The 14501-nt window shown below is 58.8% G+C and carries 14 protein-coding genes and 1 pseudogene; 7 read left to right on the top strand and 8 right to left on the bottom strand.

Features of this window, described 5'->3' with window-relative positions:
* Positions 1-22: 22 nt before the first annotated feature.
* From OVA00_RS32505 to OVA00_RS32485, 5 genes and pseudogenes are all read left to right on the top strand, one after another.
* Positions 23-811: pseudogene (locus OVA00_RS32505) on the top strand (tyrosine-type recombinase/integrase); the annotation flags it as partial.
* Positions 812-975: 164 nt separating this feature from the next.
* Positions 976-1239: a hypothetical protein gene (locus OVA00_RS32500; RefSeq protein ID WP_268090447.1), complete on the top strand. Its 264-nt coding sequence runs from the start codon at positions 976-978 to the stop codon at positions 1237-1239.
* Between the two features lie 4 nt (positions 1240-1243).
* Complete coding sequence (locus tag OVA00_RS32495) at positions 1244-1675, top strand: hypothetical protein (protein ID WP_268090446.1); 432 nt, start codon at positions 1244-1246, stop codon at positions 1673-1675.
* Positions 1676-1868: 193 nt separating this feature from the next.
* Positions 1869-2180 (top strand): type II toxin-antitoxin system HigB family toxin, encoded by a 312-nt coding sequence (locus OVA00_RS32490; RefSeq protein ID WP_268090445.1) that lies wholly within the window; start codon positions 1869-1871, stop codon positions 2178-2180.
* Positions 2181-2197: 17 nt separating this feature from the next.
* Entirely contained in the window at positions 2198-2578 is a 381-nt protein-coding gene (locus OVA00_RS32485) for a helix-turn-helix domain-containing protein (protein ID WP_029742565.1), read from the top strand.
* A 324-nt stretch (positions 2579-2902) separates the two neighbouring features.
* Here the strand turns inward: OVA00_RS32485 and OVA00_RS32480 are convergent, their stop codons facing one another.
* The 7 genes from OVA00_RS32480 to OVA00_RS32450 all read right to left on the bottom strand — a co-directional run bounded on the left by OVA00_RS32480 (position 2903) and on the right by OVA00_RS32450 (position 10557).
* A complete protein-coding gene (locus OVA00_RS32480) occupies positions 2903-4900 on the bottom strand; it encodes a glycosyltransferase (RefSeq protein WP_268090444.1) in 1998 nt (665 codons plus the stop codon).
* The gene (locus tag OVA00_RS32475; RefSeq protein WP_060607576.1) at positions 4882-6114 is read right to left on the bottom strand and encodes an HlyD family secretion protein; all 1233 of its coding nucleotides are present in this window, start codon (positions 6112-6114) and stop codon (positions 4882-4884) included. The genes OVA00_RS32480 and OVA00_RS32475 overlap by 19 nt, the downstream gene beginning before the upstream one ends.
* A 763-nt stretch (positions 6115-6877) precedes the next feature.
* Entirely contained in the window at positions 6878-7234 is a 357-nt protein-coding gene (locus OVA00_RS32470) for a hypothetical protein (protein ID WP_255381615.1), read from the bottom strand.
* Positions 7221-7895 (bottom strand): nitrile hydratase subunit beta, encoded by a 675-nt coding sequence (gene nthB / locus OVA00_RS32465; RefSeq protein WP_268090443.1) that lies wholly within the window; start codon positions 7893-7895, stop codon positions 7221-7223. Before nthB ends, OVA00_RS32470 begins: the two co-directional genes overlap by 14 nt.
* A 48-nt stretch (positions 7896-7943) precedes the next feature.
* Positions 7944-8735, bottom strand: a complete 792-nt coding sequence (gene istB / locus OVA00_RS32460; RefSeq protein WP_089046329.1) for an IS21-like element helper ATPase IstB — start codon at positions 8733-8735, stop codon at positions 7944-7946.
* Complete coding sequence (istA, locus tag OVA00_RS32455) at positions 8732-10030, bottom strand: IS21 family transposase (RefSeq protein ID WP_268088390.1); 1299 nt, start codon at positions 10028-10030, stop codon at positions 8732-8734. Before istA ends, istB begins: the two co-directional genes overlap by 4 nt.
* 44 nt (positions 10031-10074) lie before the next feature.
* Positions 10075-10557, bottom strand: coding sequence for a nitrile hydratase subunit alpha (locus OVA00_RS32450; RefSeq protein WP_442780602.1), 483 nt, complete (start codon positions 10555-10557; stop codon positions 10075-10077).
* 597 nt (positions 10558-11154) lie between these two features.
* Between OVA00_RS32450 and OVA00_RS32445 the strand changes: the two genes are divergently transcribed.
* Both OVA00_RS32445 and OVA00_RS32440 read left to right on the top strand, forming a co-directional pair.
* Entirely contained in the window at positions 11155-11850 is a 696-nt protein-coding gene (locus tag OVA00_RS32445; RefSeq protein WP_268090442.1) for a gamma-glutamylcyclotransferase, read from the top strand.
* A gap of 225 nt (positions 11851-12075) precedes the next feature.
* Positions 12076-13590 (top strand): winged helix-turn-helix domain-containing tetratricopeptide repeat protein, encoded by a 1515-nt coding sequence (locus tag OVA00_RS32440; protein WP_268090441.1) that lies wholly within the window; start codon positions 12076-12078, stop codon positions 13588-13590.
* Positions 13591-13664: 74 nt separating this feature from the next.
* Here OVA00_RS32440 and OVA00_RS32435 read toward each other — a convergent pair whose 3' ends face one another.
* Positions 13665-14447, bottom strand: a complete 783-nt coding sequence (locus tag OVA00_RS32435) for a DUF1194 domain-containing protein (RefSeq protein ID WP_060607595.1) — start codon at positions 14445-14447, stop codon at positions 13665-13667.
* Positions 14448-14501: the final 54 nt, after the last annotated feature.

Raw genomic sequence — 14501 nt, 5'->3', positions numbered from 1 at the left:
CACAACGAACGGCCTCGGCAACAAGACGCGGGATTGGTGCGACCAGGCCGGATTACTCCATTGCACCACTCACGGCCTGCGGAAAGCCGGCGCCACGATCGCCGCCGAGAACGGTGCCACGGACGAAGAGCTGATGGCAATTTTCGGCTGGACCACGAAGAACCAGACGACGACCTACACCAAGAAAGCCCGCCGCAAACAGATGCGGCAAGTGCGATGCACAAGCTCGTTCCGGGAGAGGGCTAGCGGTCAAAGTCTGAAGCGATCGCGCCCGTCGTCTAAAAGAGATCTGACCCAAATGGAACACCTTCAGCGGATACTAATCTTCGGCAATGCCGGGACAGGCAAGACTTGGCTGGCCCGCGAGATCGGCGAGATCCTTAGACGTCCTGCAATCCATCTTGACGATCTCCGCTGGGCTTCCGGCCAGTACGGTGTCGCGCGAGACAATCAACTGGTTTTCGATGAAGTCGTCGAACCCGGTAAGGCCGAGAGTTGGCTGATGGAAGGCGTATATGGATGGCTTGCCAATGCTGTTCTGCATCGGGTAACAAGCTTGATCTGGATCGATTTGCCCGAAGAAGATTGTGTCGCCAATATTCTTGCCCGAGGCATCCAAGGCGGAGGCAGTGAGGAAGATTTCCAAGAACTGATTAAGTGGGTACGCGAGTATCGGAAGCGCGAGAACTCTTCAACCAGCTATGCCGGCCATGAGAAGCTGTTCGAAGCCTGCGCTGGGTCAAAGGTTCTTTTGAAGAGCCGTTCGGAGGTAATCAATCATGCGGAGATCATTCGGGCTATCGCCGCTTAGGGCCGAAGCGCGCCTCAACCCGCCTTACAAGCTCACCAATAGCCGACAAGGGGGCAATCTGACGCACGGATCAGGAACAAATTTGTCCCACACATTTTGACATTGGAAAATGTGGGACAAAAACAGCAAAAAAAGACAACAAAAACAATAGGTGTTATGTGTAGGTGGTGCCCCATACCGGGGTCCTGGGGCAGGTGCTGTTGATCGCGCCGGTCTCCTCGGCGATCGAAGTCGCAGCAAAGCTTCACTGCCTGATCGTTACACAAGATCCGGGCCTCAAACTCGAGGGTGCCCCCTGGCCACAGCTGCGAACCCTGTTGAAGGACCTCATCCGGATCAATGGTGCGCGAGACGATCAGTACCGTCACGAACGACTGCCGACGCGGTCGGAACCCAGCCCGCAGTTTCACTCTGAGCGGGAGATCTAGCAACATGGACCTCGGCAAATCAACGGGCGTGCAAGACGTTTTGGACCTGGCGACGCAATACAAAGCCGCCGCCGTCAAGCTGGGTGAGAACCCATCCAGTCCAAACCATCTTCCGCAAAGGCTGCTGGCTCTTCATGCCATCGAGCTTTATCTCGATGCTCTTCTTCAGGCGAGAGGCCTCGATGACGAGCCGATCCACAACTTCCAACATGACCTTGGCGAGCCGGCCCGAAGAGCGGGGGCCGCAGGACTTGTCTTGCGCAAGCGCACGCTGGCGCACGTGGCAACGCTCTCCTCAGCTCAAGAGTATCTCCTTGTCCGATATGCTCCTGAGCTGACGTCCACGCTCTCGCAGGTGAACCGGGTTATGACGACGCTTGAGGAGGTTTCGCGGAAGGTCCCAAAGATGGTGAAGGCGACCAAGCCCCATAAGTGAACTTGATCGCTGGCGGCCAAAGGGATGGCGCGTTTCCGGGTTGGACCCGCACTCCAAGGTATGTCAGACAGTGCTGCCCGAGATTTGCATTCTGCGTTGACTGGATCTTATCAAAAATGACTCGCAGCAAAATTCCCAAATTGGAAACTTCGCACTTGTTTCCAGATTGGGAACGCGCTAAATAGGGGCTCAAGTGAACGTTATCGCTAAATCTGCGCTGGTCAGCTTTTGGAATAGCTTGCCGAAAGGCGTCCCCAGAGAGACCACCCGAGCCGCAATGACGGAATGGTATACTACCGCATCGAAGGCGAGCTGGAGTAATTTCAGCGAGTTAAAGAAGACATTTAACTCAGCTGATCTGGTGGCCGGCAACAAGGTTATCTTCGACGTCGGCGGCAACAAGTACCGCATTGTGGGGCTGGTCGCATTTCGTTCCAAGCGGATTTTCGTCCTGTTTGTCGGGACGCACGCCCAGTACGATGCGATCGACGTCAAAGAACTCTGACGTGAAAGGAAGTCGACATGTTGGATTTGAAAGGGTTTCGGACGCTTCAGAGTGAGGCCGAGTACAACGCCGCACTGAAGGAAGTCCGGCCATATTTCGAAGACGAACCCGAAGAAGGCTCTGAGGAAGCTGCGCACTTTGACGCGCTCGTCCTTCTGATCGAACAGTACGAGGGCAAGCATTATCCAATCCCGACGGCGAGCCCTGTTGAGGTGGTCAAGTCGGTGATGGCTGCGAACAACTACACGCGCGCCGATCTCGTGGCGGTCATTGGTTCGAAAGCGCGGGCGGCCGATCTTCTGAACGGAAAACGGGAAATTAATCTGGATCAGATTAGAAAGCTCAGCAAAGAATGGAACATCCCGGCTGGTTCACTGATCGGCGAAGTGGCGGCCTAAGGGATTCCGTCTAAGCTCGCCCCATTAGCCCGATCGACCAGGCGAGCAACGTCGTTGATGCGCTCGATTACGACCCGAATCATTCAACCCCGGACGATCGAATTCGTTCTTTCAGGTTCGAGTCGGGCCGGGCCCACCATACCACCATACTGAGCGCTAAACGACCAACACTCAGTTATCAAAAAGAGCGGCGAGCCCCGGGGAAGCTGGCAAGTGCCAGTCGATACAATATGCGATCATTCGAGCGCATACATGAACACTGCGCCATTTCCGCCCGATGAGGCTTTCGCAATTCGCGAGTCATAAGCACCGATTGAGCTGCGGTTACGAAACGGTACGGGTGCGACCGAAGGCACGCAGCAACAGGTTCACGGAAACCGCGACCTTATCGATATCAGGAATGTCCTGGGAATAGCGGCCGGTATAGAGCTTGACGATCATCTTGTCGCGTTCCTTGCCGTTGAGGTCGTAGTAAAGGTGGAGATAGAAGCGCCGCTTGTCGCCGGTACGCGATATGTCGCCGCGCCGCTGCGTCACTTGCCTCAGATCAGCCTGCAGCGGCTCGAAACCGTCGAGCCTGAGGGTTACCTTCGCAGACTCGAAGCGCACCTCCGGCGGAACCGCGACCACCGCCTTGTCGAGCGAGAGGCTGACCACGCGCCCCGGCGTCCCGTCGACATTGGCGGGCTCATCGAGCTTGAAAGCCTGGAAAAGTCGACGCGGCTTTTCGAAACAGATCAGCGACGCGATGACGAGGACGACGATGTTGATCCCCGACCAGACGGCTCCGATCGCCGAGAACGACCCTTGGACCTGCGCCGTTTCCGGCACGAGGTTGATCAGAAGTCCGAGCGCCGTGACGGCGATGAATGCGGCAATCCATGTAAACGTGTAGGCGTCGAAACTGTTCGCCTCGTTGCCGGTGCCTTTCGGGGTTACCTTGAACGGCTTGCCGAAGGGCCGCACGAGGCTGGAGAGAACCGTCGGCAGCATGCGGAACGTCGCGAAGGTCCCGACCGCGCTGGAGACCACGGGCAGATAACGTGTAGGCGTTATCCAGAGCATCAGGAGGAAATAGGCCGCGAGCACCGGAAGCTGATTTGCAACATAGTCGGCAACGCCCGTGAAGTGCAGCGGCAAGGCGCCGAACCAGAGATAGGCGATCGGCACGATCAACACGATCAGGCGCACCACGTACTGAACCAGCCAGGACATGGGGAGAAACATGATCCGCTGGAACAACGACAGGCCCGGTCCACGCAACGGACCGTTGTGGAGATAGAGCGTCTGGATGCCGCCCTGGCACCATCGTTCCCGCTGAACAAAATAGCCCGTCAGGTTCTCGGCTGCCAATCCCATCGACAGCCGTTCGTTGAGGTAGCGGGTCTTGTATCCCTTGTTCAGCATCGACAGCGTCGTCAACAGGTCTTCGGTGATCGACTCCGTCGGGAAGCCTCCGATCGCATCGACGGCCTTGCGGCGGGCGATCGAGCACGAACCGCAGCAGAAGCTGACGTCCCAGACGTCGCGGCTGGGCGCGATCTCGTCGAAGAACAGGCGCTGCTCGTCCGGCCAGATGTTCTCCAGGCCCAGGTTCGATTGCACCGGATCGACGTTGAAGAAGTGCTGCGGGGTCTGGACAATCCCGATCCCCTCGTCCGAAAAGAACGGCAAGGTGCGCTTGAGAAAATGGCGATAGGGAGCAAAGTCTGCGTCGAAGATGGCGATGAAATCGCCCGAACTTGCGCGCAGCCCATTGTTCATGTTCCCGGCTTTCGCGTGCGCATTGTCCGTCCGGGTCAGGTGGACCGCGCCCCGCTCTGCGCAAAAGGTCTTCAGCCAATCACGCCGGCCGTCGTCGAGGACATAGACGTTGAACTTGTCCTTCGGATAGTCGAGCGCCAAAGCCCCGACAATCGTGCGCTCCAGAACATCGAGCGGCTCGTTGTAGGTTGGAATGAAAACATCGACTGTCGGCAGATCCTGCGCCTCGCGCGCGAAGAACGTCTTTCCCAAACGGTCCGCCTCGCGACTGCGGTCGACGTATCGGCTCATCAGGATGAGGAAAAGAACGACCTCCGTGAAGGCAAGGAGCTCGATGACAAAGACGATCCAAACCCACCAGACGTTCGCGCCATCAGCGGGATAGGGAAGGACGGTTTCGAAGAGGCGCCAGACCATGTAGCGCAATGCGACCGCCCCAACGACCGCGCAAGTGATGGTGCGCGCCCAGCTTTGATGCCGCGACCAGTTCGATGGCCCAAGCAGGAAGAAGGCGATCACCAGCAATGTGGGCGCGAGCGCTAGAAGAGGTTGAACCACAGCCCTTTGATCCACTGTGTCAATTGCAGATTGTGCCGAGAAATGCGGACCTGGGCGGACCGCCCCACCTGGCAAAAATTGCCGAAATCGGTGTTGAGAGCCGAGGGGAGGAGTTGAACGCGGATTCTCGCGTCGCGCTCCTTGGCCTCCGGCTCCTTGGCGGCGAGATTGTCTTTCTCGACGACGGCGGATGAGCCTTTTACGGCCTGCACCTTTCCCTTGAAGACTTCGCTCCGGCCCAGAAGCCGCACTTCCGCTTCGCGGCCCGGATAGATCTCGTCGTAATCGACTTCAGGAACGAGAATATCGACGAACAGTTCGCGGCAATCGAGGATGCGCAACAGCTCATTGTTGAGGATGACATTGGAGCCGTTGACGACGTTGCGGGTCCACACCACCCCGCTGAACGGCGACGCTATTTCTGCCTGTTCGAGACTGCGAACGCGCTTCTCCTCTTCCTCCAGCTGCCGTTCAATCTGGTCGGCGCGCGTGCTGTTTTCGACAATGCGGGTGTTGATGTCGTTTATGCGAACGATCACCTCGTCCTGACGCTGGCGCGAATAGGGCACGTCGTTTTGACCATCGCCGACGATGAATATCCCCTCACGCAGGGCCATCAGCCGTTGTTCGAGAAGATCGAGCGACAAATTGCTGATCTCGACCTCGCCGCCCGTGGCCGCGCCGGCGGCGGCTGCCGCCTCGACCATCTTGCGCGTGAATATCCCCTTAGATTCCAGTTCCTGCCGTCTATCTAGGTCTACCCTTGCAACGACGTCCTGGGCACGCGACACCTCCACCCGCTTCTGCAGGATGCGAAGTTCGCGCTCCAGACTGGCAATGGTGGCGTTCTTGAATTTCTCGAGCCGATGGGCGAGCTGATCGCGCAAGGCGACGAGTTCGTCCCGTTCACGCTCCAGCGCCGTGACGCGATCGGCGGCCGTCTTTCCTTCCGCCTGAAGCGAAGCAAGGATCGCCCGATTGACGCGTTCGTTGCGGATGGTCAGAAGGGTCTCGTTTTCGGCAACCGGCGTGCCGATGCGTGGCGGCGCCTGTCCGATTTCCCCGTCAATCGGTGCGTTGATGACGGCAAAGCGGGCATTTACGGTGCCGTCGAGGCTGGTAAAGCCGGTCAATCCCGGCAGGAGGACGACAACGGCGAGCGTGAAAAGCAGAATGCCGACGGTGATGCGCGTGATGCGATGGTTCAGGAGCATGCCAACCGTTCCCACTCACTACGTTGCCGAGCAAGACAAACGCCAGAGCGCAGTCCCGGCTCTGTCCATGGCTCCGGCTGCGTAAAGAACATCATGCGCGAACGCGCCTCGGGCAACCCTCAGAAGTTGGTGTTTTTTCGATTGGTTAAGCTTTTACGAACAACTCGGCTAGGTATTTCAGCCTCCATCCAACAGAGTGGTCGAACTCATGTTTTGACGAGTGAACCGGAAAGACGCGCTTCGTGCGCCATAGATTGTCTGGGACGGGCCTTACCATATGCACGTCCTCGGGCGCGTTGCATTCCGTGATTGAGCAGACTGCGCCCCCACGGGATGCGGCAGATGGAACTCAGCTTTGCCGACATCCTTCGCGAGCGTGGCTTTCGAAAAAGTTCGAAGTTGGATCGTAATGCGACTTCTCGATTGCGAACTATCAATCCCTCGATTTGAAGGGATACGAACCGGCGATAACTGGATAGGAATATGACATTGCCGACATCGACGGCTCAGACCTGCTTCCCTCACAGAGCCAAAGTTTGCACGGAAAATCGTCCAGACCCGAGCTTGATCGATCGGTTGCCCTGGTTCTCTGCTGGGAGGGAACTCGATGGTTAAGGCCGTCGGCTCCGGTCCTGCCGAGCCCACCACATCCCTCATTTATGTTCTAAGGCCTCCGGCAGTGTCGTGTGCGGGCCAAGAGGATCACATCCCAGGTCTCTTGGCACGACAGCTCGGAAGACTCGTCAGGAGCAGGAACGCTTGGTCATAAGCCCCCATTCAGCACGACGGGCCGTCCGTGCGGCGTGCGCAAATATGCGCGCTCCCAGGCATCTCGCCGCTGGGTTAATTCCTTGCCGGAAATCGCGCGAGCTTGATCGAGGAGGCTTTCGAGTGCGGACAACACGGCGCGATAATAGGTCTCGGTGTCGTCCGACTGTCCGGCGAGATGCGCCTCGCACAACTTCGCGCCCAGAGTTTCAGACCAATGCGCTCCTGATATTACGCCCGAAGCAACCAACAAATTTGCCATCGCGGAAGCCTGAGCATGCAACGGCTCGGCGAAAGCCGGTTCGCTGTCCCTTTGCGTCAGGTGGGCCGTCCCAGGTTCAGATCCGCTCAAGATAGCTCTCCCAGAGATCGACGAAAACTTGATCGCGGCTGTCGTGGGCTTCCGGCCACAACTCGGACGCGGCAAAGGCAACCGTGTAGAGGTGCTCGCCTCTGGGCGTTCCGGCGGCTGACGCGTCCGGCAGTACATGGGCGCCGTGATGTGCGATCACGCTTCCACGCCTCCCCCGCACATAGGACGGCAAGCGCGTATGTCCGGAATGTCCCATGGATTTGCCGCGCACCACGTCGCCCACGACGAACAACGGCGGCGCCCCGGAATCAAGAGCGTAGCTGCGCACGGACTTGACGTAGGCGCGCGCCTCGTGCGCTCTTTCAGGCGGATAGCAAGGCTGGCGTGCAAATGACGACCGGCCAACATCGAGTTCCTCCAATGTAAGATAGCCGGCATCAATCATCTGGGCTGCAATCGTCAGCACCCATTGATCGAAGTATGGTCGCGTCAAATATTCGGCCGGAACGATCAACTCGCGGCAATGCCTGAACCAATCAATCGACCAGTCCGCATCGCCAGCGGCAGCCTGGGCGAGACCGAAAGCCCGCATTTCCCAATCCGAACGGAAGAGACGCTCGTCATCCCTGCCTAGAATGGGGCCAAATCCTTCGCGCCCGCCAAGATCGTGAACGCCGTCCATCAGGCTATCAAGCGTCATCGTGAACTGGTCCTTAGGCGACACGCAAATCTGGTCCGCCAAGGGTGTTTAGTTACTCTCCATACCGGCTGCCGTCGTGGACTTCTGTAGAAGCCCGCTACGGCGCTTTTCTCGTAGCCTGTAGCTGTCGCCACGGATTGTGATGACGTGGCTGTGATGCAGCAACCGATCAAGGATAGCAGTTGCCACGACGGGGTCGCCGAACACTGTTCCCCATTCTCCGACACTGCGGTTGGAGGTGACGAGCATTGCACCCCGCTCGTAGCGCCTCGATACGAGCTGGAAAAATAAGTGGGCTGCATTGGGCTCGAGTGGAAGATAGCCAAGCTCGTCGATGATGAGCAGCTTGGGCTTGGCGAGAAACCCAAGTCGTTCTTCCAGGCGTCCTTCGCCATGTGCTCTCACGAGCGTTGCGACCAATGCCTGCGCCGTTGTGAACAACACCGTGTAGTTTTGACGGATGACCTCTCTTCCAAGCGCAATCGCGAGATGGGACTTCCCAACGCCAGGTGGACCGAGCAGCAGCAAGGCATCACCATTTGCCACCCAACGGGCGGTGGCGAGTTCTCGTATCTGTTGCGGATCGACACTGGGCTGCGCCTCGAAATCAAATCCCTCGAGATCTCGTGCATGCGGGAAATGCGCGATCTTCATCGCCATGATGATGCGTCTCTCGTCCTTCCTTGCAATCTCGCGTTCGCACAGGAATGCGAGCGTCTCGCGAATGGTGAGATCCGCGCGCGAGGCTTCGTCAAGAAGGTTGTCGAGCTGGTCGCGGATGGCGGTGAGCTTCAGCCGGCTCAGCCAGCCGATCAGCGTGTCGTGATCAACTGCCATCACCATTGCCCTCCGATCAACCGCTCATATTCCGACAGTGGGCGAAGAAGTTCGGGCAGCTTGGGAGCGGGCGGATCGGCCTGCGCGGCTTGCTTGACAGGCATGCCGAAGCCGCTGACGCCGACAAAATGGGCGGGATCCGTCAGGCGACGATGACGCCCGTGTGACTCGGCGTGGCTCGCGACAAGCTGACCAGCATGGAATACGCGGACCTGGCCACCGCTGATCCTCACCTCGACAATCTCGCCGATGAGCCGCCACGGGACTGAGTAGGCGTTGGTGTCGACCTCAACGGCGCAATCGGCGTGGACCTTGCGCAGCAGTTCTCGGATCTGACGAAATGGCGGCCTGCCATTTAGTGGGTGTAGCGTCATAGCTTCGTCGCGGACAAAGCGCTCAAGTGGTGGTTCGCCTGTCGTGCCATGGCATCGAAGATCGGCAACCGTGCGCATCCACCACGCAAGGTGCAGGTGAAGGCCTTCCATGCTGTCAAAGCTGTGTCCGGCAAGTGCGTTGTGCTTCACATACCCGACGCCTCGCTCGTCCTTGCCTTTGGTACGAGCCCGGTATGGTGCACATGCGCGAGGACGGAAGTCCCAATAGCGGGAGAAGGCATGCAGCCGATCGTTGAACACGACCTCGCGGGTCACCGCGTCGTGCCGTGTTACCAATGCCGCAGCATTATCGAGAAGGACCTCGCTTGTGACACCGCCAAAATGCCTGAAGGCTGCCTCCATCCCATCGAACCAGGCAGACTGACGGTCGTGGAGAAACGCCGTCGCGTATGTGCGACGCGAATAGCCAAGCGTTGCCACGAAGATGTAGACGCGGACTTTCTCGCCTCCGATCTCCATTCGCTTCTCGCCAAAATCGATCTGTATCTGATGGCCTGGCGGTGTCTCGAAGCGCATCGTCGCTAAAGCCGATGCCGCCAACTGCTGCCGATACCCCGCGACCGCTCGCTCAACCGTGCGCAGACTGACCTCAATGCCGAGTTCTCGAGCCAGATCCTGCCGCACGACATCAGCATTGCCGCCATGGCGAAAGAACCGCTCACGGACCCACGCTTCATGCTTCGAGAGCTGCGTTTCCCGGCGGGCTCGCCGATACCCGCGCCAGCCACCCGTCTCGATGTATCGCTGTACCGTCGTGCGCGAGCATCCCAGCTCCGCCGCGATCCGCCGCGTGCCCCACCCCAGCTTCTTGAGCCGCAGCATCGCAGTCACCTCGTCCGGTTCGAGCATCGCTTCTCTCCGCGCCAATCTCGCGGAGATCTTCGTACCTGTCTCAACGTCCATTAGTCCCTCCTAAGGTCTGAAAGGGGGACCAGTTTTAGGTGTCGCTACCGGACCAGTTTTACATGTCGCCTGACACAGGCTTCCCTCCAGGTTGGAGAAAGATCCCTCTGCGTCCCGATCATAGAATTACGCGAGACCAGCTCCGCGAGCTGCTCTTCGCTCCAGGATTCCACACCATTGGGCTGCTGCGGTATCACCAGATATCGTCTCTCGGACGTCGAGTCCCAGACCCGCACCTCGACAGTCGGGGGAATTTCCACGCCAAACTCCGACAAAACCGCACGCGGTTCGCGCACAGCGCGCGCTCTGTATTCGTTCGACTTGTACCACGCAGGCGGAATTCCCAAAATCGAGAATGGGTAGCAGGAACAAAGGGTGCAGACGACGAGATTGTGTATCTCTAATGTATTCTCAACCGCCTGCAGGTGACCCGTTCCGTGCCCAGCAAATCCGAACTGCTCGATTGCAGCGGTCGCATTTTCGAGAAGAGCCCTTTTGAACGACGGTTCTCTCCAGGCCCGAGCCAGGACCCTCGCCCCGCCTAGGTCCGATCTCGTCGCGGTACATTTCGATCCAGGCGTCCATAGCCGCAGGATCGATCAGCCCCTTTTCGACGAGAAGACTTTCGAGTGCTCTGGTTCTCAGCGCGGATTCGGAAGGCAAGTGCTGATGCAGGTCGTGATGAATGTTGGAAATGCGTCGCGAATCGAAGCTTGTCATCGCCTTGCTCCAGGAGCGTAGTCTGCCAAATCAACAAGCGACCCCACCATTTTGAGGTGGGTCCAGGCGTGAATGATCGAGCGGTTTTTCACCAAGGTCAAGCAATGTTGCACCGTGTCAGGAGTCAATCGTATCAACCCCGGGAAGGCGAAGGTCTCTGGTTTTCGCTCACAACGCCGTTGTCGCGATAATGCGGCGAACTAGCCAAATTCCATTGGCCGCGTCTTGCCTTCACGGAGCGCCATGACCGATTTCGCCAAGCCGTTCCCTGAAGGCCAAGAGCATCTCCTCGCATCATGCTTCTTCTCAGAGCCGAGGCTTTCTCGATTTCACAGAAATTTCAGAACTTGTTCGGGACATGAAGCTCCGCCTGGACGACCATGAATTCGCTGTGGAGGCGTCTCATGCAACTTACCTCGGAGATCGTTGCCAAGGCTAACCGGCCCGTCGTCGACAGTGGTCCGACGCCTGGTTTTGTGCCGATGACGGACGGTGACTACGAAGCTTTAGCCGACGACCTCCTCGAGGGGCGAGCTTCTGACGGTCCAGTCTGGGTTTTCGCCTATGGCTCCCTCCTTTGGAAACCCGCTTTTGAGGTCGCTGAGGAACGTTACGCGATCGCGCCCGGGTGGCATCGCGCCTTTCGCCTGCGGTTAACGCGATGGCGCGGGACGCCTGAGTGCCCCGGGCTCATGCTGGTATTGGATCGAGGCGGGCAATGCAAAGGCATGGTGCAACGCCTCCCCGAACCGAATGGCCGTGACGCCTTGATTGCGCTTCTTCGGCGGGAAGTTTCCAGTCCCGCCACGACGAACAAGCCACGCTGGATCGCGGTCAATGTCGCCGGGGTGCGGGTGCAAGCCCTTGCCTTCTGCGCCGACAGGGCTGGGCTCGCTTATACGGGGTATCAGCCGATTGAGACTGTCGCTGGCGTGCTCGCGACGGCAGCAGGCCATCTCGGCTCTTGCGCCGAATATTTATATCGAACTGTCGAGGGCCTGGAACAGCGAGGCATCCGGGACCATCGGCTATGGCTCCTTCAGGCGATGGTGGCGCAGCGCATTCTTGCATCGAACCAGCAGCAAATCGGGAGTGTCTAACAATGAGCGACGCAGAGCGACAAGATCTTCTCGAGTTCCTCACAACCGCTTCCAGCTGCAGCTGCATCACGGGCGCATACCACGACATCTGCATCGATCACCTTTGTCTGCCCTCTGTAGATGAGGGTGGAGAAGCCATCGCCGCAGGTCACGCGGTTGACAACCGACCAACACAGTCGCAACTCTGGTCGTATCTGAGGATTTTTGCGCGGAGGTGAAGAACTCATGGCCGTGGGCAGCCAAACGCCCATTCGCTTCCGGGGATTCACGCTCGACCTCAACCGCGGCCTTCTTCTGAACGAAGTTGGCGTTGTTACTTTGCGTCGAAAGGCATTCGAACTTCTTGCCTGCCTCGCCAAAGAGGCGGGCCGCGTTGTGTCGAAACGCGACTTGGTCGACGCTGTTTGGCCGGACGTGATTGTCACCGAGGATTCGCTGACGCAGGCGATCCGCGAGATCAGGAAGGCGCTCGGCTCCGTAGGCCCATCGACAATCAGAACGGTGGCGGGTCGAGGATATTTTCTGGACCCAGGTTCATCAAAAACCGTCGACGCTTCCGATGATGGCGAGGAAACACCGATCGCGGTGCTGCCGTTCGAGGACCGCACCCTCGACAGCAACGCATCATATAGTGAGACGCTCTGCGAGGAGATCATCAACGGGCTCGCCAGATTCAGGATCGTTCCGGTCATTGCCCGAGCCACATCGCTTGCATCGGCACATGCAGACAGAAGCGAGCCGAAAGCCCTCGCGAGACGTCTCGGTGCTCGCTATCTCGTCGACGGCCACATTGACCGGGATGAGGGAATGGTGCGGGTCGGTGTCAGCCTTATCGACGCCGCCGACGGTAGCCTGGTGTGGGCGGATCGTCTTGAGGCGTACGACCCGGACCCGCTGGTTCTCGAGGATCTGATCGCGCGGCAGGTCATCAGCCGGTTGGTGTCACATGTGGAGGGTGCGTCGCTTCGGCTGGCTGCACGCAAGCCTCCGGCCGACCGAAAGGCGCATGACCTGCTGCTGCAGGGTGTAGCGCTGCTGCGGGGCTACGGCGAGGGAGATAATCAGAAAGCACATGACGTTCTGTCGGAAGCGCTCCTGCGTGATCCAACGAATGGCCTCGTTCATTCCTACCTGGCGCTTGCGACCGTTATCCTCAGCAAATACGGCCTGAGCGCCGATACGGAGTTGCGCACTGCCCTCAGCCTCGCCTCAACGGGGGTCAGTCTTTCTCCGGAAGAAGCACGCACTCACCGCATCCTCGGGCTCGTGCGGCTTTATCTTCGAGAATACGACGCTGCCGAGCATCATGTCGCGCGGTCGCTCGAACTTAACCCTTACGATGCCGATACAATCGCGCAGATGGGCTATTTGCTCGTCCTGCGCGGGCGGGGGGACGAGGGTATAGCCTGGATGGACCGTGCGGTCCGGCTAAATCCGCTGCATCCGGATTGGTACTACTTTGACCGCTCGATGGCGCTTTATCTTGCCGGAGATTATGCCGGCGCGGCGGAACGTCTTGGGCGCATTCCCAGGTTAGGTGCCTGGGGTCTTGCGCGGCTTGGGGCTGCTCAGGCGTTGGCAGGCGATACTGCTGCAGCCAGAAAAACCCTCGCGCGACTGCATGCTCTACAACCGGGTTTCGATCCGGTAGATTACGCCGTCCGTGGAATTGCCTTCGAACGTCAGCAGGACCTTGATCGGGTTGTCGAAGGCATGCACGCGCTGCGTCAAGTCTCGTGATAATACCGCTGAAATAGGCCGGCAAAAAATCAGAGTCTTCGCTGCGTTGTTCAAGGGCGGTGGACAGCGTCAACTTAATTCCGGAATGCCGGTTCAACAAAGCTCGGATATTTCTCGCCGACCCTGCAGTCTACGGGCGCGTGCATCGCGGCTGGCTGGGCAGTCAAGCTAGGCGTCAGCCCGCCCACTTCGAGCAGCAGCTTCTGGCGCACGGCGCTCGCAAAGTCCTCCACGTTACGCACGGGAATCATAAAGGATCCAGGACCGCCGATGACGCATTCTGCATAGTAGCGCTCGAGCGGAACGGTAGAAACGGTGGGCCTGATGAGTATCACCAATCCATTGATTACGATCCCACGCGCCAGGGCGTCATTGCGAGCGACTGCGATTGGTAAACCCGTGTTGTTGAACCCGTCACCGGAAAGGTCGAGGATGCGGCGCGCTCCGAAATAAGCGTTGGTCTCGATGAGTCTCGTGCCGAAACGGATTGCACTCGAGATCGAGGTGCCATGCCGCGTGCCAATCGGGCGGGCTTCGAGCTTGGCGGCAAAGGCTTCGGCATCCTTGGCATCTTCGATTACCTGCCAGGCGACGACCGACGATTCATTCACCTTCCCGCCCCATTCAAAATAGCCGATGGCAATGCGTCCAAGATAACCGCTTTTGACGGCGTTGATGAAATCCGGGTGTCGAAGCGTTTCCAGATAGCCGAGGCGCTGTACGCGCGCCTCCCCGATATCGATCGAGCCCGATGTGTCGACCGCCAGCACGAGTTCCAAATCGACGTCTGGAGGCGCTGCGGCGGCCCGCGACGGATTTGCGACGAAAGCAAGGATCAGCACCAGCACGCGAAACATCGCAAAGCCCCCCAAGGTGTCCTTGCCGCAGGATACCACAAGGCCGCCGACCTG

Source organism: Ensifer sp. SL37, assembly GCF_026672675.1.
Lineage (GTDB): Bacteria > Pseudomonadota > Alphaproteobacteria > Rhizobiales > Rhizobiaceae > Ensifer > Ensifer adhaerens.
The sequence above is the reverse complement of the archived record's forward strand: the minus strand, read 5'-3'. Positions and strand labels throughout refer to the sequence as shown.

Excerpts from the sequence above, each read along its gene's own strand:
- OVA00_RS32435 (WP_060607595.1), bottom strand. The coding sequence starts at position 14,447 with ATGTTTCGCGTGCTGGTGCTGATCCTTGCTTTCGTCGCAAATCCGTCG.
- istA (WP_268088390.1), bottom strand. The coding sequence starts at position 10,030 with ATGGACGTTGAGACAGGTACGAAGATCTCCGCGAGATTGGCGCGGAGA.
- OVA00_RS32440 (WP_268090441.1), top strand. The coding sequence starts at position 12,076 with ATGGCCGTGGGCAGCCAAACGCCCATTCGCTTCCGGGGATTCACGCTC.
- OVA00_RS32445 (WP_268090442.1), top strand. The coding sequence starts at position 11,155 with ATGCAACTTACCTCGGAGATCGTTGCCAAGGCTAACCGGCCCGTCGTC.
- nthB (WP_268090443.1), bottom strand. The coding sequence starts at position 7,895 with ATGACGCTTGATAGCCTGATGGACGGCGTTCACGATCTTGGCGGGCGC.
- OVA00_RS32485 (WP_029742565.1), top strand. The coding sequence starts at position 2,198 with ATGTTGGATTTGAAAGGGTTTCGGACGCTTCAGAGTGAGGCCGAGTAC.
- OVA00_RS32495 (WP_268090446.1), top strand. The coding sequence starts at position 1,244 with ATGGACCTCGGCAAATCAACGGGCGTGCAAGACGTTTTGGACCTGGCG.
- OVA00_RS32475 (WP_060607576.1), bottom strand. The coding sequence starts at position 6,114 with ATGCTCCTGAACCATCGCATCACGCGCATCACCGTCGGCATTCTGCTT.